Consider the following 18,775-nt stretch of genomic DNA (forward strand, 5'->3'; position numbering starts at 1 on the left):
GTAGTTCAGTCGGTAGAACGGCGGACTGTTAATCCGTATGTCACTGGTTCGAGTCCAGTCAGAGGAGCCATATTTAAGAAGCCTGCTTAGGAAACTAAGCGGGCTTTTTGCTTTTCTAAGCTGACAAAATCTGGAACAAAAAAGCCCGCTTAATGCATATTAAGCGAGCTTCTTCTTCTCTAACGCAACCTTCCCTTACTCCCAGGCGCGCTCGGCCTTCGTGGCGTCAAACACCGGCGGTGGCCTGCGGAAGCGGCGGGTGAGGAAGGCCAGATACAGAATACCAACCGCCGCCCACACCAGCCCCAGCGTCAGGGACGTCACTTCCAGGTTTACCCACAGCACCGCCACCGTCGCCGCGCCAATCAGCGGCAGAATGAGGTAATGCAGCTTCTCGCGCCAGGTTTTGTTGCGGCCTTCACGACGCCAGAAGTGGTTAAACACCGACAGATTCACGAAGGTAAAGGCCACCAGCGCGCCGAAGTTGATCAGCGCCGTCGCCGTCACCAGGTCAAAGAACAGCGCGGACAGGGCCACGATCCCGACCATGATCACGTTCAGCGCCGGGGTGCGCCATTTCGGGTGCACGTAGCCGAAGTATTTTTCCGGGAAGACGTTGTCGCGGCCCATCACATAAAGCAGACGGGAAACGCTGGCGTGGGAGGCCAGCCCGGATGCCAAAGTGTTAACGAAGGTGGTGCAGAGGAAAATCGACTGGAACAGCTTGCCGCCAACGTACAGCGCAATCTCAGGCAGCGCTGCGTCCGGGTTTTTAAAGCGGCTGATATCCGGGAAGAACAGCTGCATAAAGAACGAGGCAACGATAAAGATAATGCCGCCGTAGGCCGCAGTCAGGAAAATAGCTTTCGGGATGGTGCGCGCCGCATCGGGCGTCTCTTCCGACAGCGTGGTCACCGCATCGAAGCCGAGGAACGAGAAGCAGACTATCGTCGCGCCGGTAATCACCGGGATCAGGTGCGCATTTTCGCTGATAAACGGCTGCAGCGACCAGACGGTGCCCACGCCTTCGCCTTTGTGCAGCCCCTGCACCACCAGAATGATAAACACCACCATAATGGCGATTTGGACCAGCACAAACAGAGTGTTGAAGTTCGCCACCAGATTGACGCTCTTCAGGTTAGCCGCCGTCAGGATGCAGACAAAACCGACCACCCAGATCCACGGCGGGACTTCCGGGAACAGCGCCGAAAGGTAGATTTTTGCCAGCAGGACGTTAATCATCGGCAGGAACAGATAATCCAGTAACGATGACCAGCCCACCATAAAGCCTACGTGCGGACTAATGGCCTTTTGGGCGTAGGTATAAGCTGACCCGGCCTGCGGGAACTGGCGCACCAGTTTGCCGTAGCTGATGGCGGTAAACAGCACGCCCGCCAGCGCAAGCAGGTAGGATGCCGGGACGTGGCCGTCGCTGATGCCGGACACAATCCCGAAGGTATCAAACACCGACATCGGCGTGAGATAGGCCAGGCCCATCACCACCACCTGCCAGAGTTTCAGAGATTTACGCAGCTGCGGTTTTCCCGCCTGCGAAACAATATCTGCGGAAGAGTTAGTCGCCATGACGATGTCCCCCCACGCGAATACAGGTTTGCGAAACGTTGTTCGTTCGGGCAAACCTGCTTAGCCTGGGGGTTAATCGTAACTGTCGGGGAACGGCAATGGGGTTCACGCAGGCCACTGGCCCGTCGTTGTCAATACGGCAGCAGCGTTCGCCCTCGCCGTGCGGATATTTAAACATTTGCATCTGCATCATTTCATTTCCTCGTCGTACACATTGTCGTTAACTGAAGACCCGTTGCCGCCCGCGCTCCATTACGCGACTTCGGGAAATGGCAGGTTGCCCTGCAAAACGTCCGGCCTGGCTCCGCTCAGTCCGTATGATGCTACTTATTTATTCGCGTGCCCGGACACGTAAGCTCTGCCGGGCAGGCGCCACACTCAGGCGTTTTTCAGCATCCACTCAATTTCAGTTTCTGTGATTAAACGCTCAAACTGCACCAGCTCATCGTGCTTGCACGCATGGAAAACGTGGCTGAAACGCTCGCCCAGCAGGTCGCGCAGACGATCGTTCTGGGTGAACTCCCACAGCGCGTCGCTCTGGCGGATCGGGAACGGCAGCCCTTCCTGCTCCAGCCCGTTGCCCTCTACCTCTTCCTGCAGCGGCAGGTCGTTATCCAGCCCATGTAAAATCCCGGCCAGAATAGTCGCCATCACCAGATACGGGTTGGCATCCGCCCCCGCCACGCGATACTCCACGCGATGGTTGTCTCTGTCGCCACAAGGAATACGCAGCGCCACGGTGCGGTTGTTATGCCCCCACGACGCCTGAGTCGGGACGTACATCCCCGGCTGGAAACGACGCCATGAATTCACGTTCGGGGCCAGCAGCGCCATAGAAGAAGGCATCAGGTGGATCATGCCCGCCAGCGCGCGCTTCAGCAGCGCTGAGTCTTCGCCGTCGGCGTCCGCCAGCACGTTTTCACCTTTGTTATTCAGCACGCTGATGTGGATATGCATCCCGCTGCCCGCATGCTCTTCATACGGCTTCGCCATAAAAGTGGCGTGCATCTTATGCTTCTCGGCGACAGTTCGCACCAGGCGTTTTAACGCCAGCGCATCATCGCAGGCATCCAGCACGTTATCGGTGTGGTGCAGGTTGATTTCGAACTGCCCCGGCGAGGCTTCCGCCACCGCGCCATCGGCGGGGATCAGCTGCAGGCGGGCCAGGTCGTCGATGTCGGTCAGCACGTCGGCGAAGTGGTTAAGGTTATCGACGGAGTAGACCTGGCTTTGGGTATTGCGATCGTCGGTGCCCGGCGCGCAGGGCGGCTGCAGGTAGCCTTCGGCGTCGCGCTGGCGGTCAATTAAATAGAACTCCAGCTCTACCGCTACCACGGGGAATAGACCACGCTGGCGCAGCTGCTGCCAGAGTCGGTTCAGCACGTTCCGCGGCTCAACGTCAAAGGGAGCGCCATCTTCATCCAGCATGGTCAGCATCATCTGGCCGATAAATTCCGGGTCAGCCGCCGAAGGGGTCAGCGTGCCCAGCACCGGCACGCAGCGGCGGTCCGGCTCGCCCAGCTCCTGCCCCAGCCCGGCCTCTTCTACTACGTTCCCGAGAATATCCATGGCAAACACGGACGCCGGGAAGTAACAGCCCTTCTCTACCTTACGCAGCCCGGCCACCGGAATACGTTTCCCCCGGAAGCAGCCGTTCAGGTCAGTGAGCAAGACATCGACATATTGGGTATTGGGATAACGTTCAAGGAAGGTATTCACTTCGCGTGCAAACGCGCTACTTCGTCTCTCTTCGGAATGCTGAACAAAATTCTCAACTTCTACGATATTGGTTTCCATGATTCACCGCCGTTGCGTTGGATGCCGGTCGCTGATGTCGACCGTTAAATATAATGTCCACTTATCGACAATGGTGTGAAACAAAATGTTTGTCAAATGTTAATTTAAGTTTGCAAGACAGTTAAACCGCTGCTAAGTTGAGAAAATATTGAACGGAAATGGCCAACATGGAATCGTTTGGAAATAATTTAGTCCAGAATGTGAGGTTGATCATGGTCGATATATTTGACAAGCCATTAATCGGCGTTGTGATGTGCAGAAACAGGCTTAAGGGTCATCTGACCCAAACATTGCAAGAAAAGTACCTGAACGCGGTATTGAATGCAGGCGGCTTGCCCATTGCCCTGCCCCACGCGCTGGCAGAGCCGGAACTGCTGGAAGCGCTGCTGCCAAAACTGGACGGGATCTTCCTGCCGGGCAGCCCCAGCAACGTGCAGCCGCACCTCTATGGTGAAAACGGCGATGAGCCTGACGCCGACCCCGGGCGTGATGAACTGAGCATGGCGCTTATCGCCGCCGGGCTCAAAAGGCGCATCCCCATTTTCGCCATCTGCCGGGGTTTACAGGAACTTGTTGTCGCCACCGGCGGGACTCTGTATCGTCGCCTGAGCGATCGTCCCGAGTTTCTGGAGCACCGTGAAGATCCGGAACTCCCGGTGGAGCAGCAGTATGCCCCATCACACGAAGTCCAGGTTCATGAGGGAGGATTGCTTTCGCAGTTGATACCGGGCTGCAACACGTTTTGGGTGAATTCATTACATGGCCAGGGAGCGAAAACGCTGGGTCCGCTGCTGCGCGTCGAGGCGCGTTCACAGGATGGTCTGGTGGAGGCCGCGAGCGTTCACGATCATCCTTTTGCCCTCGGGGTTCAGTGGCATCCGGAATGGAACAGTAGCGAATATGCACTATCGCGTTTGTTGCTTGAGGGTTTTATCACCGCCAGTCAGAACCACCTCGCTGAAAAGCAGCGGCTCTGACCACTACCGTTAAGGAAATGCCATTATGAGCGATGACGGCCTGGCGCCGGGTAAACGTTTGTCAGCGATCCGCCAGCAACTGGGTCTCTCTCAACGTCGTGCCGCCGAACTGTCTGGATTAACGCATAGCGCCATCAGCACCATAGAACAGGACAAAGTCAGTCCTGCTATCAGTACGCTGCAGAAGCTGCTGAAAGTCTACGGGCTGTCGCTCTCCGAGTTCTTCGCGGAACCGGAAAAACCTGATGAGCCGCAGGTCGTGATTAATTACGACGATCTGATTGAAATAGGCAGTCAGGGTGTTTCAATGAAATTAATACACAATGGGAATCCTAACCGTACGCTGGCGATGATCATTGAGACCTATCAGCCGGGAACCACCACCGGCGAGAGGATCAAACACCAGGGTGAGGAGACAGGCACGATACTGGAAGGTGAAGTGGTTTTGACCGTAAACGGCCAGACCTGGCACCTGGTTGCGGGGCAAAGCTATGCCATTAATACCGGCATGCCGCACAGCTTCAGCAACACCTCGGCAGGCATCTGCCGCATTATCAGCGCCCATACCCCCACCACGTTCTAATTATTTTCAGGCCTGAGTAATCAGGCCTTATTTCAAAACCTTTTTTAACAGGACTTATTTCCTGGGGCTTTTTGCAGCCCAAATTTGCCTGAAGAACCCAGTAAGGCCATTTATCCGATTGAATAAAAGGAGTCATCATGGACTTTCAGCATCTTAATTACTGGCAGGAGAAAGCCAAAAATACCTCGCCGGAAACGCGCTTGTTTATTAACGGCGAATATTGCGCGGCACAGGACGGCGAAACATTTAGTACCGTCGATCCTTTTGCCCAGCGTGACCTTGCCGAAGTGGCACGAGGCAAAAAAGCGGACGTCGATATTGCGGTGAAGGCCGCCCGCGATGTCTTTGATCGCGGTGACTGGGCGCAGGCTTCCCCGGCCAAACGCAAAGCCGTGCTCGGCAGGCTGGCGGATTTAATGGAGCAGCATCGCGAGGAGCTGGCGCTGCTGGAAACGCTCGACACCGGCAAACCTATTCGCCATAGCCTGCGCGATGATATTCCGGGCAGCGCCCGCGCTATTCGCTGGTACGCCGAGGCCATCGACAAAGTCTACGGCGAAGTAGCCACCACCGGCGTCAACGAACTGGCGCTGATTGTGCGCGAACCCATTGGCGTAATTGCCGCCGTTGTGCCGTGGAACTTCCCGCTGCTGCTGGCCTGCTGGAAGCTAGGCCCGGCGCTGGCGGCGGGCAACAGCGTGATCCTTAAACCTTCTGAAAAATCACCGCTGTCGGCAATTCGTCTTGCGGCGCTGGCTAAAGAAGCTGGCCTGCCGGATGGCGTGTTTAACGTCGTGACCGGGTTTGGTCACGAAGCGGGCCAGGCGTTGGCTCAGCACCCGGACGTGGACGTGATTACCTTCACCGGCTCCACCCGCACCGGTAAACAGCTGCTGAAAGATGCGGGCGACAGCAACATGAAACGCGTCTGGCTCGAAGCCGGCGGGAAAAGCGCCAATATCGTTTTTGCCGACTGCCCGGATCTGCACAAAGCCGCGGCAACCACCGCCGCCGGTATTTTCTATAACCAGGGCCAGGTTTGCATCGCCGGGACTCGCCTGCTGCTGGAAGAGAGCATCGCCGACGAGTTTATTGCCCTGCTGAAAGAGCAGGCAAAAAACTGGCAGCCCGGCAACCCGCTCGACCCGGAAACCACCATGGGGACGCTGATCGACTGCGCCCACGCCGACAACGTTCACGGCTTTATTCGCGACGGGGAAAACCAGGGCAAGCTGGCGCTCGACGGGCGGAACAACGCTCACCCGGCGGCTATCGGCCCGACGATTTTTACCGATACGGCGGCGGATGCGCGTGTGGGCCGGGAAGAGATCTTCGGCCCGGTGCTCGTCGTCACCCGTTTCACCTCCGAAGCCCAGGCGCTCGCCCTTGCCAACGACAGCGATTATGGCCTTGGTGCTGCCGTTTGGACCCGGGATCTCTCCCGCGCCCACCGCATGAGCCGCAGCCTTAAAGCCGGTTCCGTTTTCGTCAATAACTACAACGACGGCGATATGACCGTCCCGTTCGGCGGCTACAAGCAGAGCGGCAACGGCCGCGATAAATCCCTGCATGCCCTTGAGAAATTTAGCGAACTGAAAACCATCTGGATTGCCCTGGAGCCTTCATCATGACTGAACATACCACCAGCTATTACGCGGCCAGCGCCAACCACTATGAGCCGTTCCCACAGCTGAATGAATCCGTGACCTGCGACGTGTGCGTGGTTGGCGGCGGCTATACCGGCCTTTCGTCTGCGCTGCATCTGTCTGAAATGGGTTATGACGTGGTGCTGCTGGAGTCTGCACGCATCGGCTTTGGTGCCAGCGGGCGCAACGGCGGGCAACTGGTGAACTCCTACAGCCGCGACATCGACGTGATTGAGCGCCGCTATGGCCCGGAAGCGGCCAAAATGCTCGGCAGTATGATGTTCGAAGGCGGGGAAATTATTCGCGAGCGCATCAAGCGCTACCAGATTGACTGTGATTATCGTCCGGGCGGTCTGTTTGTGGCGATGAACCATAAGCAAATGGAAACCCTCGAAGAGCAAAAGGCCAACTGGGAGCGCTACGGCAACACCCAGCTTGAACTGCTGGACGCCAGCGAACTGAAGCGGGAAGTGAACAGCGACCGCTACGTCGGCGCTCTGCTCGACCACAGCGGCGGCCATATTCACCCGCTCAACCTGGCCATTGGCGAGGCTAATGCAATTCGCCTGAACGGTGGGCGCATTTTCGAACAGTCCCCGGTGACCCACATTGAGCACGCCAGCCCGGCCATCGTCAGCACGGAGAAAGGCAAGGTCACGGCGAAGTACGTGATCGTCGCCGGGAACGCTTATCTCGGCAATAAACTCGAACCTGAACTGGCGAAGCGCAGCATGCCGTGCGGCACGCAGGTGCTGACCACCGAGCCGCTGGGAGAAGATCTCGCCCGCTCGCTGATCCCCAAAAATTACTGTGTGGAAGATTGTAACTACCTGCTGGATTACTACCGCCTGACCGCCGATAACCGCCTGCTGTACGGCGGCGGCGTGGTGTACGGCGCCCGTGACCCGGCGGATATTGAACGCCTGGTGATGCCCAACCTGCTGAAAACCTTCCCACAGCTGAAAGGCGTGAAGATTGACTACAGCTGGACCGGGAACTTCCTGCTAACCCTGTCTCGCCTGCCGCAGGTGGGCCGTCTGGATAAGAATATTTACTACAGTCAGGGCTGCAGCGGGCACGGTGTGACCTATACCCACCTGGCCGGCCGCCTGATTGCAGAGCTGCTGCGCGGCGATGCGGAGCGCTTCAATGCCTTCGCCAACCTGCCGCATTACCCGTTCCCGGGTGGCCGCACGTTCCGCATCCCGTTTACCGCGATGGGCGCGGCTTACTACAGTCTTCGCGATCGCCTTGGGGTTTAATTTGCCTTCGCTATTGCGCTAAAGGCTCAGCGACGCTGGGTCTGATGAGCAATAACCCGACGCACGGAGCGATCCCCTCCGTGCGTTTTTTTATTAGCGGCCCACCGTTTTATAGCCACCAAAACTTCACGTTGCCGCAGATTAATGAAAGAAAAAAATAAGCTGGCTGATATTAATTTACAGTCAATAACACCCGGATATTACCAGCCAGAATTTTTGAAAGTCTTCATCAATAATGCCATCTGTTCATTGCCCGGACGGCAACCTAACATGCAACGCATCAACCGAAACCTTGTTTAATTATTCACAATGAGAGATTTATTATGATGCGTAAACTGATTAATTCCGCCCTTGCCCTTACCGTATTTACCGCCCTTAGCGGCACGGCTTTAGCCGCCACCGAAGTCCAGTCAACCACCGCCGGCCAGCGCATGGGCTATGTTTCAGTCACCGGTGCCACAACGCTTGACGAGGCCGTTAACAAACTTGCCGATAAAGCCAGCCAGGCCGGGGCAACCGAATTTAAAGTCACGTCGGCAGGCGGAAATAATAAACTTTACGCTACGGCAATATTATTCAAATAAAAAAAAGCTCGCAACGCGCGAGCTTTTCTTTTTCTTACTGATTATTACAGTCGCCCTGTTTCCGTGGCGGCTGAATTTATTTGTACCGGCATCCCCGAGCGGCGATTAAGTGCTTCACTCACCACAGACGTATTTACACCTGAAGCCTGAGTTTCGCTGCGCAATAAGGTAGTCATCGGCAGCGGCACTTTCTTGTCGGACTCAAACTCCGCACGGTTGCGCGACAGCGGCTCGTGAACTTCCAGCCAGCGCTTGCCGTCCGGCTCGGCGGTCACCTTCACCGGCTGGTCGATGAGCTGAACGCGGGTCCCGACCGGCACATTATCGAACAGGAATTTGATGTCGTCGTTGCGCAAGCGGATGCAGCCCTGGCTGACGCGCAGACCAATGCCAAAGTTGGCATTGGTGCCGTGGATGGCGTACAGCTTGCCGATGTAAATGGCGTACAGGCCCATCGGGTTATCCGGCCCCGGCGGCACAAAAGCCGGCAGCGTTTTGCCCTCTTTGGCGTATTCGCGACGGGTATTCGGGGTTGGCGTCCAGGCCGGGGCATCCTGTTTGCGCTCGACGCGGGTCACCCAGTTGCGCGGCGTTTCGCGCCCCGCCTGGCCAATACCTATCGGCAGGATTTCTACGGTGTTAGTGTCCTTCGGATAATAATAAAGGCGCATTTCCGCCACGTTCACCACAATCCCTTCCCGCACGGTATCCGGCAAAATCACCTGCTGCGGAATAACCAGCTGCGTACCGACTTTGGGCAGGAACGGATCGACGCCTGGGTTGGCCTCCAGCATATTGCTGAAGCCCTGCCCGTACTGAGCGGCAAAGTGTTCCAGCGGCTCTTTGTTCCCTTCCGGCACGGTAATCGTCAGGGGCGCACCCACCAGGCGGCTGCCTTCAGGCGGTAAAGGATAGGTCACGGCCATCGCGCTCTGCGTGACCGCCGCCAGAACAAATGCCAGCGTGGAGAAACGAATCATAATTTCCCTGTTAGTTAACATGATGTGAATGCACTAAGCATAACCGCCCTGAGACAATTCTGTAAGGATTGCGCGTTAATATGTCTACTAATTGTACAGTCGGGTTGCGACCGCGGACCGCAGAGGGCATGATGTCCTCTTGTTTTTTAAAGGAGACGTTATGCAGGAATTGATATCCGCCCTCGAGCAATACGGCATTCAACCCAGCCACACCACTTCCCTGATCGTCATTTTCGGCATCATTTTTCTTACCGCGCTGGTGGTGCATTTTATTCTGCACGGCATAGTGCTGCGTGCCTTTGAGAAGCGCGCACAGTCCAGCGCCAGCCTCTCTTTACAGATAATCACCCAGAACAAGCTGTTCCAGCGGCTGGCGTTTCTGCTGCAGGGCATCATCGTTAACGTTCAGGCGGTGCTGTGGCTGCAAAAAGGCAGCGACGCGGCCACCATTCTGACCACCTGCGCCCAGCTATGGGTCATGCTCTACGCGCTGATGTCCTTTTTCTCGCTGCTGGATGTGATCTTCGGCCTGTCGGGGAAATTCGCCTTTGCTTCTCAGCTACCGCTGAAAGGCATTTTCCAGGGCGTGAAGCTGCTGGCCGCGATTGTCGTCGGCATCATGATGGTGTCGCTGCTTATCGGGAAATCCCCGGCAATATTGATAAGCGGTCTCGGTGCGATGGCCGCCGTGCTGATGTTGGTGTTTAAAGATCCGATTCTCGGCCTGGTCGCTGGCATTCAGCTTTCTGCCAACAGCATGCTGAAAATGGGCGACTGGCTGGAAATGCCGAAATACGGCGCGGACGGGGCGGTGATCGACATCGGCCTGACGACGGTGAAAGTGCAAAACTGGGACAACACCATTACCACTATCCCAACCTATGTGCTGGTGTCCGACGCGTTTAAAAACTGGAGCGGGATGTCGGCCTCAGGCGGGCGCCGCATCAAGCGCAGCGTGAACATTGACACCACCAGCATTCGTTTTCTGTCGCAGGACGAGCAGGAGAAGCTCCTTAAGGCGAAACTGCTGCAGCCGTATATGGCGGAGCGCGGGAAAGAGATCAGCGAATACAACCAGCAGCACGCCGACGACTCGGTGCTGAACCAGCGCCAGATGACCAACGTCGGCACCTTCCGGGCCTATCTGAATGAGTACCTGCGCAACCACCCGCGCATTCGCAAAGACATGACGCTGATGGTGCGCCAGCTTGCCCCTGAAAGCGAAGGGCTGCCGGTGGAGATTTATGCCTTCACCAACACCGTGGCCTGGGCCGAGTATGAAAGCATTCAGGCCGACATTTTCGACCACATTTTTGCCGTGGTGGACGAGTTTGGCCTGCGTATTCACCAGACGCCAACCGGCAACGACATGCGGGCCATTGCCGGGGCTTTCGAACGCTAAACGGGGCTTTCTTCCTGAACCGAAAGTGGTTCTTTCGGCGGTCGCGGGTATTTTTTCAGCCAGCGGCCGCTGACCATTCGCCAGTAGAAGCAGGCGCCGCGCACCGCCCAGTCGCCGAACATCCCCAGCCAGACGCCTACCACGCCCATGCCCAATACAATCCCCAGCGTGTAACCGGCGATAACGCGGCAACCCCACATCCCCGCCATCGACACCCACATCGCAAAACGTGCGTCACGGGCGCCCTTCAGCCCGGCAGGCAGCACCCAGGACGCGGCCCAGATTGGCATAAAGGCGGCGTTCATCCACAGCAGGACTTTAACGACCTCTTTGACGTCATCTTCGCTGGTGTAGAACGAGGCGAATAACCCGGCGAACGGCGCGGTTCCCCAGGCAATGATCGTCAGGCCAATGGTGGCGAGCCAGAACGTATGGCGCAGCTGGCGCTCGGCCTGGCCGATTTGCCCTTTCCCTAACCGTCTGCCGACGATGATCGTTGACGCCGACCCGAGGGCGTTACCCGGCAGGTTAATCAGCGAGGCCACCGAGAAAGCAATAAAGTTACCGGCAATCACGTTGGTCCCCATCCCGGCAACGAACATCTGCGTCAGCAGCTTACCGCCGTTGAACAGCACCGACTCGACGCTCGCCGGAATGCCGATGCCGAGCACTTCCCACAAAATGCCCCAGTTGAGCGGCGTAAAATAACTTTTCAGCGAGATACGCAGCGCCGGGTTAAAGCCAATCATCAGCACGAAGATAATGCCCGCCGCGCCGATGTAGCGGGAAATCGTCAGCCCCAGTCCCGCGCCAACAAAGCCCAGCCCGCCCCAGCCAAAGATGCCGTAGATAAGAATGCTGCTGATGATGATGTTGAGGATGTTCATGCCGCCGTTAATCAGCAGCGGGATTTTGGTGTTCCCCGCCCCGCGCAGGGCGCCGCTACCGATAAGCGCTATGGCTGCCGCCGGGTAGCTCCAGACGGTGGTTTGCAGGTAAGAAAGTGCGAGAGCTTTAACTTCCGGCGTGGCGCTACCGGCAATGACATCGATAATGTGCGTGCCCGCCAGATGAATGCCTGCGGCCATGATAAAAGAAACTATGGTCATCAGCACCAGAGACTGCCGGGCCGCCGCCCTCGCCCGCTCCGGATCCAGCCTGCCAAAGCTGAACGCCACCACCACCGTGGTGCCGAGATCGATAGCGGCGAAGAACGCCATGATAACCATGTTAAAACTGTCAGCGAGCCCTACGCCCGCCATCGCCTCTTTCCCTAACCAGCTGACGAGAAAGGTACTGAGTACGCCCATCAACAACACGCAGGTGTTTTCGAGGAAGATTGGCACCGCCAACGGCGTTATCTCACGCCAGAACAGCACCCGATAACTCTTACGTTTGGCGTACCACGGCGTTTTCGCCACGGTCTGGCGAAGGACTGCATGTAAGTTCAAGCGAGGACCTGCAAGGAAAGATAAAACGGCATTTCAAATAATGAGCGACAAATCGTTATCCTGCAAAGGATTTTTTTGTCTCTGATTGCCTGAAAAGGCAACAAGATGTTGATAGTTTCCGCAAACGCACCTAAGGGTGAAATTTTGCCTTTGACAAGCCCCGGAGCCGCCGCTAATATTCGGCCCGTTCACACGATTCCTCTGTAGTTCAGTCGGTAGAACGGCGGACTGTTAATCCGTATGTCACTGGTTCGAGTCCAGTCAGAGGAGCCATATTTGAGAAGCCCGCTTAAGGAAACTTAAGCGGGCTTTTTGCTGTTGGTGGTTCAGGCAAAGGCGTTACTTCCCACAGCCGAGCTCGATGAATAATCCGTTGTTGTCGATGAAAAAGCCATATCGATAGACTTTGTTATTCAGCGTATAGGACGTTTGGTAGATGTAGCCACGGGTAAGCGGAACCTTTATGCAAGTATCTGGATAAATGAGGTGTTTGTAGTCAGCAACAGCAAGATTTTTAAAGTCGTCACCTTGTAATGAAGAAATTGAATAGCGACTTAGTACATCGGATTTATCAACGGTAAAACAGAGATTGCCGTTAATAATGTCATAGCTTCGCCACTCGCCTACACCTAGATTTTCACCCACACAGCCAGTAAGCAAAGAACAAGCAGAAACAAATGCAACAACATGCTTCATAAAGGAAATCTCCCCAGTATTTTCTTGTACCGTGACAGCAGTGAAACCGTCGGCTCCGCCGGGTTAAGGTGGCGAAGATTGGTGATGTCGTTCAGGTGGTTGTGTAAGTATCCCGGCAAAGGTGTTACTTCCCACAGCCGAGCTCGATGATTTGCCTGTCATTATCAATAAAAAAACTGTACTGATAGTTTGCTTTATTCATCGTGTAGGATGCCTGATAAATATATCCCGGTGTTAGTTCGATGTTTATGCATGTATTCGGATAAGTAAGATTATCGAGATCGGTTACGGCAAGGACTTTATATTCGCCACCCTGAGTCGAAGAAAGCACATAGCGAGTCAACACGTCCGATTTGTCCACGGTGAAACAAATGTGGTTTCCGTCAATATAAAGACTCTTCCAATCTCCAACCCCCAAACCTTCGCCGACGCAGCCAGACAACGCGGTACACAAAAATATTAACTTGAATAAGCGATTCATAAAGGAAATCTCCCCAGTATTTTCTTGTACCGTGACAACAGTGAAACCGTCGGCTCTGCCGGGTTAAAGTGGCGAAGATTGTAGATATTAGAATTGCCTCTAAATCCGTGAGTCTTCAATAGCCAGTAATCGCTTACAATGCAGGCTTGTTGCTCCAGGCCGTAATCAAGCAGTGTCGGTTTTTCGAGATCATAGGTGTAGTCAACGGCCCAGGAGAAAGCTCCGCGAGTGCGCACCCACATCCCTCGCTGATGCTGCCAGACATGCATCATTTCATGCATGAAGAGATGACGTGCATCGATGGGATTACGTTGAGGTGAGGAGAAATCAGGCTCATAGACGCCTTCCTGAAACCATATTTCTCCATTAGGCGTCATAGCGAAGCTATTTTTTTGCATATTAAATGGCAAATAGCTCCCACGATGAATCCAGACCTTGTAATATTCAATAGCGTTACCGTAGAGTGTTCTGGCGAGCTTAATTTCCCCGAGTGTCAGCAATCTCAAGCCGCCTTGCTTTATTCCTTTAGACATATAACCCTCCTTTTGGAAGGGTTTATGTTACCATCGGATTAAAATCATACAATTATTTAGTTTATGAATGAATTTCGATAATGTAATCATGCGGGAAATAGTATGTGGCCGATATACATCTGAGTCTTAATAGATTTTCATTAATATTTTTCTTCTTTAAAATTCATCCCCGGCCAGAGAAGCCAAACTGTGAAGCCCATTCAAGAATTTTTTCATTTACTGCATGAACCTATTTATTCCAGATCTTTTAAATCCATTTATTAAATAGTTTTAAGGCAAAATCTGTTCTTTTGGTATAATCAATGCTTAGGCGCAATAACACCCTCGCCACCCGCAAAACGCCGGCGGCGGATCCTTGCTATAAATCCAACACCCACTCCTCTCCCCCAAGCACCTTGCCGTTCACCTGAATCTCGATCTTCTGCACGCCAGGGTAATACTGGCGGGTGGTGATTGTTTTCACCGCGTGCTTTTTCTCTATGGTGACCGAGCCTCCGGCCGGGAGTTCGAACGTTCGGAGCTTGAAGACCTTCGGGGCAGTGCTGCCGTTGGCTTTCATAAAGTGGAGCACGTAGTCCACCACGATGTTTTGCGGGGTGCTGCTGGTTGAGCAGAGGCTGACTTTAAATGCCAGGTATTCGCCCAACGCAATCGCTTTTTGTTTGAGGGCGAATGCATCCAGCGCGACGTCCGCTCCGTGCTGCACGCCAATAAGCGCCAGCGCATCCGGGTGACCATTCTTAATTAAGGTGCGCAGCGAGTGGCGGGTTATCCAGGCGACTTTTTTTACGTCGTCACCGCCGGACTGTTTCGCCTGCTGCTGCCAGTTTTGCAAAAGCTGAATCACGTAGTCCGGGTGGTCTTTGGTGATGTCGTTCAGATGGTTGGCGACGCTTTTTCTGACGTAAAGCTCCGGGTCGAACTTCAGGGCGTCCAGAATGGCTCTGGTTCCCGCCGGGTCTTTGATAAACAGATGCAGTTTTTCGCCCCACGGCACGCGCGGGCGGGTGCCTTCTGAGGCCCAGCGGCGGATGTCTACGCTTTCGTCCTGCGCACATTTAAGCAGAAACCGCATGGTCGCGTCGGGATCCTGCTTGATAAAAGGCCTCACCGCCCATTCGGCGGTAAAGCAGACTGTCACCACTTTCAGGGCTTCGAGGGAAAGTGCCGGGTGGTTCAGGCCATAGACCTGAATAAACTCCGCAAAAGGCCAGACGGCAAAACCGCGCAGCTTATGCTCTTTTAATACAGCAACCACCACGCCCAATGCAGCCGGGTAGTCCTGCGGGAGCTCAGCCGCCAGTGCGTCGCGGATGGCCTGAACTCTGGCCTTCATTTCCAGCTTATCGAGGTTTTCCGCTTGCTTTAAAAACGCTTTGGCGTTGAAGGCGGGATGATGCCGCGCGATTAAGCTCGCGATGTCCTGCAAAAGCCCATGATTAAAAGCATGTTTAAACGCGTTCTGATTTTCGACGGGCTCACTCACTGCACTACTCCCTGGCGGATAACGTATTGCCGGAGTCTATCACTGTTTTTTCTTTGCTTTTTAGCCGTTTGCTACAAAAAACTGCTAACTAATTCGCCCAGGGTTCGTCAGCACCTGACGGAATTTTTCTATGTCACAAATCACGTATTCATGGGCCACTTTCTGAATGTACTGCTCTTCTATCAGCTGATTGATCACCCGGCGGTAGGTTCTCTCGGAGCAGCCAAACCGTTCAGCCTCGCGGGATACCTGTGAGAAGTCCACCAGCGGCTTGCTCTGCTGATGGCGTTCATACAGGTCGGCCACGATGTTAAACACCAGCGGCTGCAGGAAACGCTCCATGGTTCTCGCCATCCCGCGCTGGTAGCTGGTGGAGAGCAGCTGGCTGAGCCAGACGCCGACTTCCGCGTGGCTGGTCAGAATGGTGTCCATCATCGCCAGCGGGATGACTTTGACCGTCATGGTGTCGTGGGCGACGACCGAGAACTGGCTCGGCGTGTGGGTAAGATATTCTATTTCGCCGATGATAGTGTCGCTGACAAAGCGCTGCCCGAGACTGAACGCTTTCCCGTTTTCAGCGTTGTAATGCATGGTGTACTCGCCGAGCGTGATCCAGTAGAGCGCTTTGATCTCTTCGCCCTGGCGCAGAATAAATTCATCGGGGCCGATCTCTTTGCTTTTCAGCGGCGCGGCGTACACGGCATCGCGTAGGATCTGGTGCCCGCGCTGAGCGAATTGCTGAATAATATTCATGGTGTTGTCGCTCTCCGGCAGGCTGCCTCGCAGCTAAATAACGTCAAGTATTGCCTGTTTCGCCAGAATCTGCGGCGAAAAAGGCGGCTGAGATTAACTATCGCCCCTCGGTATTGTCAATACTCCGCGCTTTACTCCCCCCTCGCCAGCCCTGGCGTGTCACTTTTCTTGCAAAGGCAAAAATCAAATTTGTGATCGCCGTCGGCCTGGTCGGACATTTGCCTTTTTCTGCAAGCTACGGGGTTTCTATCGTAATGGCATGAAACCAGCCAGGAGATCGTCTGATGACGCCACATATTAACGCCAACCCCGGCGACTTTGCCGAAACCGTGATCATGCCCGGCGACCCGCTGCGCGCGCAGTACATTGCGCAGACGTATTTAACCGATGCAAAGCGCGTGTGCGATACCCGCAATATGTTTGGCTTTACCGGCTACTACAAAGGCAAGCGACTTTCCGTGATGGCTCACGGGATGGGCATTCCGTCCGTTTCCATATACGCCCATGAATTGATCAACGCCTTTGGTGTGAAACAGCTTATTCGCATCGGCACCTGCGGCGCGGTGGATGAAAGCGTGGATATGCGCCATGTGATTGTCGCCACCGGCGCGGGAACGTCTTCTTCGGTAAACCGCGACCGTTTTGGCGGCTACGACTACGCGGCCGTGCCGGACTTCGACCTGCTGCGCCGCTGCTGGACGGCGGCCGAGCAACACAATATTCCGACCCGATTCGGCAACACTTTTACCAACGACCTGCTGTACGACAAACCCGAAGGCATGCTCCCTGCCCTCAAAAAGATGAACATCCTTGCGGTGGAAATGGAAACCTCGGCGCTGTTCACCATCGCCGCGCAGTACCGCGCCAAAGCCCTGAGCCTGCTGACCGCCTGCGTAAGCAGCGTCACGGGGGCAGAGCCGACGGCAGAAGAACTACAAAACACGTTAGACAACATGATTGAGCTCGCTTTAGAAACCGCACTTCTCTGCGATTGATTTCTCCCATAAGGGTTCTCCGATGACAAACTCTACACATCAGCCGGCCTCGGGCGGCATAAAAGTTGAAGCAAACGGCGTGAATGCCGTCCCGGAGGCTGAGCGCTACGGCAAACCCGCCGGGCTGTTTCCGATCTGGTTCTCCTGGAACGTCTCTATTCTGGGGATGACCTACGGCATTTACGTTTACTCACTTGGCCTGAGCGTCTGGCAGTCAATCACCGCCGGGATTATTGGCTACCTGCTTTCCTGCTGCCTGGTCGGCGTGCTGGCGGTGGGCGGGCCAAGAACCGGTCTGCCTACGCTGACCCAGACCCGCTTCTGCTTCGGCTATCACGGCAATAAATTCCCGACGCTGTTCGCCTATATCTCCAACATGGGCTGGAAAATCACCATTATTACCCTTGCCTCGTCCACCGGCGCGGCGCTGTTCGCCAGGCTCTGGCCTGCGGCCTTTGCGCTGGCGGACGGCAAACCTACGCTGGTGTGTATTCTCGGCTGGTTCATCGTCAGCCTGGCGCTGACCATGTCGGTCGCCATTTATGGTCACCAGCTGATCATGAAGGTGGAGAAATACATCGCCTGGCTGACCGGGTTTATGAGCATCATCTTTATCTTCCTGATGCTGCCGCATATTCACTGGGAAAAGCTGGGCCAGAGCGCGGCGCACGGCGACCTGTTGACCTACATCGGCGGCGTGGTGATGGCGATGACGATGGTGGGCCTTGGCTTCCTGAACTACGGCGGCGACTTCGCGCGCTATTTGCCGAAGAAAACCCAGGCCTCGAAGGTTATTTTCTGGACGACGACGGGGATTTCTCTGCCGGTGAGCATCCTGCTGGTGCTGGGCGCCTTCCTTGCCGACAGCAACCCGGACCTGAGCGCAGCGGCGGCGCAGTCGCCTATTGCCTCGCTGACTAACCTGCTGCCGTTCTGGTTCTACGTACCGTTCTCCATCGTGATTATTGTTTCGCTGCTGGCGGCGGCAATTACCGGCGTATACAGTTCAGGTCTTGCCCTGCTGGCGCTTGGTATTCCGGCCAGCCGCGCCACGACGACCACGCTGAACGCGGCTATCATCGGCTTCGGCGCGTTCTACCTGATGTTTATTTCCGATTCGTTCCTGGCGACCTTCCAGTCGTTCCTGGCCTCTATTTCGGTGGTGATCGGCTCCGCCGGGGCAATTCAGCTGATCGACTTCCTGCGCCAGAAGCGCCTGGGCTGGGATGTGGCGATGGCGAATAAAGCGGGTTTTGGTGGCTGCGATGGCCGCTGGACGGCACTGCTTTCACTGGGTATCGCGACCTTTGTAGGGCTGGGCACAATTACTTCCGGTGACCCGTACATCGCGCACGTGGTGGGCTTCCTGCTGACGGAAGAAACCCGCCACAGCGTCTTTGCGACGGCGAACCTGGGCGTTATTGTCTCGATGCTGACCGGGGGCGTATTGTATTCGCTGCTGACCTTCGGCCTGAAGATTGAGCTGCCGGGCATTTCGTCTGCACAAGCGGCTTCAACCGTGCAGGGTAAAACCCAAAAAGCGCTGTAAGCCGAAAAACAGGCCC

The 18,775-nt window shown here is 55.4% G+C and carries 18 protein-coding genes and 1 tRNA gene; 9 read left to right on the forward strand and 10 right to left on the reverse strand.

The annotated features are described in order from the left end of the window. Positions 1–195: 195 nt before the first annotated feature. The 3 genes from A936_RS04205 to A936_RS04210 all read right to left on the reverse strand — a co-directional run bounded on the left by A936_RS04205 (position 196) and on the right by A936_RS04210 (position 3,381). The gene (locus tag A936_RS04205) at positions 196–1,584 is read right to left on the reverse strand and encodes an APC family permease (protein WP_008454957.1); all 1,389 of its coding nucleotides are present in this window, start codon (positions 1,582–1,584) and stop codon (positions 196–198) included. Then, positions 1,574–1,777 carry a hypothetical protein gene (locus tag A936_RS23400; RefSeq protein ID WP_157141374.1) on the reverse strand — a complete coding sequence of 68 codons (204 nt, stop codon included), beginning with the start codon at positions 1,775–1,777 and terminating at the stop codon, positions 1,574–1,576. The genes A936_RS04205 and A936_RS23400 overlap by 11 nt, the downstream gene beginning before the upstream one ends. Before the next feature lie 185 nt (positions 1,778–1,962). Further along, on the reverse strand, positions 1,963–3,381 hold the full coding sequence (locus A936_RS04210) for a glutamine synthetase family protein (RefSeq protein WP_008454958.1): 1,419 nt from the start codon (positions 3,379–3,381) through the stop codon (positions 1,963–1,965). A gap of 212 nt (positions 3,382–3,593) precedes the next feature. Between A936_RS04210 and puuD the strand changes: the two genes are divergently transcribed. The 5 genes from puuD to A936_RS04235 all read left to right on the forward strand — a co-directional run bounded on the left by puuD (position 3,594) and on the right by A936_RS04235 (position 8,433). After that, on the forward strand, positions 3,594–4,358 hold the full coding sequence (gene puuD, locus A936_RS04215) for a gamma-glutamyl-gamma-aminobutyrate hydrolase (protein ID WP_008454959.1): 765 nt from the start codon (positions 3,594–3,596) through the stop codon (positions 4,356–4,358). A 25-nt stretch (positions 4,359–4,383) separates the two neighbouring features. Beyond that, positions 4,384–4,941 (forward strand): HTH-type transcriptional regulator PuuR, encoded by a 558-nt coding sequence (puuR, locus tag A936_RS04220; protein WP_008454961.1) that lies wholly within the window; start codon positions 4,384–4,386, stop codon positions 4,939–4,941. 137 nt (positions 4,942–5,078) lie between these two features. After that, entirely contained in the window at positions 5,079–6,572 is a 1,494-nt protein-coding gene (gene puuC / locus A936_RS04225) for an aldehyde dehydrogenase PuuC (protein ID WP_008454963.1), read from the forward strand. Continuing rightward, positions 6,569–7,849 carry an NAD(P)/FAD-dependent oxidoreductase gene (locus A936_RS04230; RefSeq protein ID WP_008454965.1) on the forward strand — a complete coding sequence of 427 codons (1,281 nt, stop codon included), beginning with the start codon at positions 6,569–6,571 and terminating at the stop codon, positions 7,847–7,849. Before puuC ends, A936_RS04230 begins: the two co-directional genes overlap by 4 nt. Before the next feature lie 323 nt (positions 7,850–8,172). Then, on the forward strand, positions 8,173–8,433 hold the full coding sequence (locus A936_RS04235) for a YdgH/BhsA/McbA-like domain containing protein (RefSeq protein WP_008454967.1): 261 nt from the start codon (positions 8,173–8,175) through the stop codon (positions 8,431–8,433). Positions 8,434–8,477: 44 nt separating this feature from the next. Here the strand turns inward: A936_RS04235 and ldtA are convergent, their stop codons facing one another. Next, positions 8,478–9,413, reverse strand: coding sequence for a L,D-transpeptidase (gene ldtA / locus A936_RS04240; protein ID WP_008454970.1), 936 nt, complete (start codon positions 9,411–9,413; stop codon positions 8,478–8,480). A gap of 160 nt (positions 9,414–9,573) precedes the next feature. Between ldtA and A936_RS04245 the strand changes: the two genes are divergently transcribed. Next, positions 9,574–10,815, forward strand: a complete 1,242-nt coding sequence (locus tag A936_RS04245; protein ID WP_008454972.1) for a mechanosensitive ion channel family protein — start codon at positions 9,574–9,576, stop codon at positions 10,813–10,815. Here A936_RS04245 and A936_RS04250 read toward each other — a convergent pair. Then, entirely contained in the window at positions 10,812–12,266 is a 1,455-nt protein-coding gene (locus tag A936_RS04250; protein ID WP_008454974.1) for an EmmdR/YeeO family multidrug/toxin efflux MATE transporter, read from the reverse strand. The two genes, A936_RS04245 and A936_RS04250, sit on opposite strands and share 4 nt — an antisense overlap. A 197-nt stretch (positions 12,267–12,463) precedes the next feature. Here A936_RS04250 and A936_RS04255 point away from each other — a divergent pair. Then, positions 12,464–12,539: transfer RNA gene (locus A936_RS04255), tRNA-Asn, on the forward strand. A 66-nt stretch (positions 12,540–12,605) separates the two neighbouring features. On the opposite strand, the gene A936_RS04260 is transcribed toward A936_RS04255, so the two are convergent. The 5 genes from A936_RS04260 to A936_RS04280 all read right to left on the reverse strand — a co-directional run bounded on the left by A936_RS04260 (position 12,606) and on the right by A936_RS04280 (position 16,215). Continuing rightward, positions 12,606–12,962, reverse strand: a complete 357-nt coding sequence (locus tag A936_RS04260; protein ID WP_008454976.1) for a putative T6SS immunity periplasmic lipoprotein — start codon at positions 12,960–12,962, stop codon at positions 12,606–12,608. A 124-nt stretch (positions 12,963–13,086) separates the two neighbouring features. Next, the gene (locus A936_RS04265) at positions 13,087–13,443 is read right to left on the reverse strand and encodes a putative T6SS immunity periplasmic lipoprotein (protein ID WP_008454978.1); all 357 of its coding nucleotides are present in this window, start codon (positions 13,441–13,443) and stop codon (positions 13,087–13,089) included. Then, positions 13,440–13,976: a hypothetical protein gene (locus A936_RS04270; RefSeq protein ID WP_008454981.1), complete on the reverse strand. Its 537-nt coding sequence runs from the start codon at positions 13,974–13,976 to the stop codon at positions 13,440–13,442. Before A936_RS04270 ends, A936_RS04265 begins: the two co-directional genes overlap by 4 nt. A 358-nt stretch (positions 13,977–14,334) precedes the next feature. Beyond that, on the reverse strand, positions 14,335–15,462 hold the full coding sequence (locus tag A936_RS04275; protein WP_008454983.1) for a DNA alkylation repair protein: 1,128 nt from the start codon (positions 15,460–15,462) through the stop codon (positions 14,335–14,337). A gap of 84 nt (positions 15,463–15,546) precedes the next feature. Then, positions 15,547–16,215, reverse strand: coding sequence for a Crp/Fnr family transcriptional regulator (locus tag A936_RS04280; RefSeq protein WP_008454985.1), 669 nt, complete (start codon positions 16,213–16,215; stop codon positions 15,547–15,549). Positions 16,216–16,496: 281 nt separating this feature from the next. Between A936_RS04280 and deoD the strand changes: the two genes are divergently transcribed. Beyond that, a complete protein-coding gene (deoD, locus tag A936_RS04285; protein WP_237717566.1) occupies positions 16,497–17,210 on the forward strand; it encodes a purine-nucleoside phosphorylase in 714 nt (237 codons plus the stop codon). Positions 17,211–17,232: 22 nt separating this feature from the next. After that, positions 17,233–18,759, forward strand: coding sequence for a purine-cytosine permease family protein (locus A936_RS04290; protein ID WP_008454989.1), 1,527 nt, complete (start codon positions 17,233–17,235; stop codon positions 18,757–18,759). Positions 18,760–18,775 lie beyond the last annotated feature (16 nt).

Origin of the sequence: Enterobacter sp. Ag1, assembly GCA_000277545.1 — a bacterium.
In the GTDB taxonomy this organism is placed as follows: Bacteria; Pseudomonadota; Gammaproteobacteria; order Enterobacterales; family Enterobacteriaceae; genus Cedecea.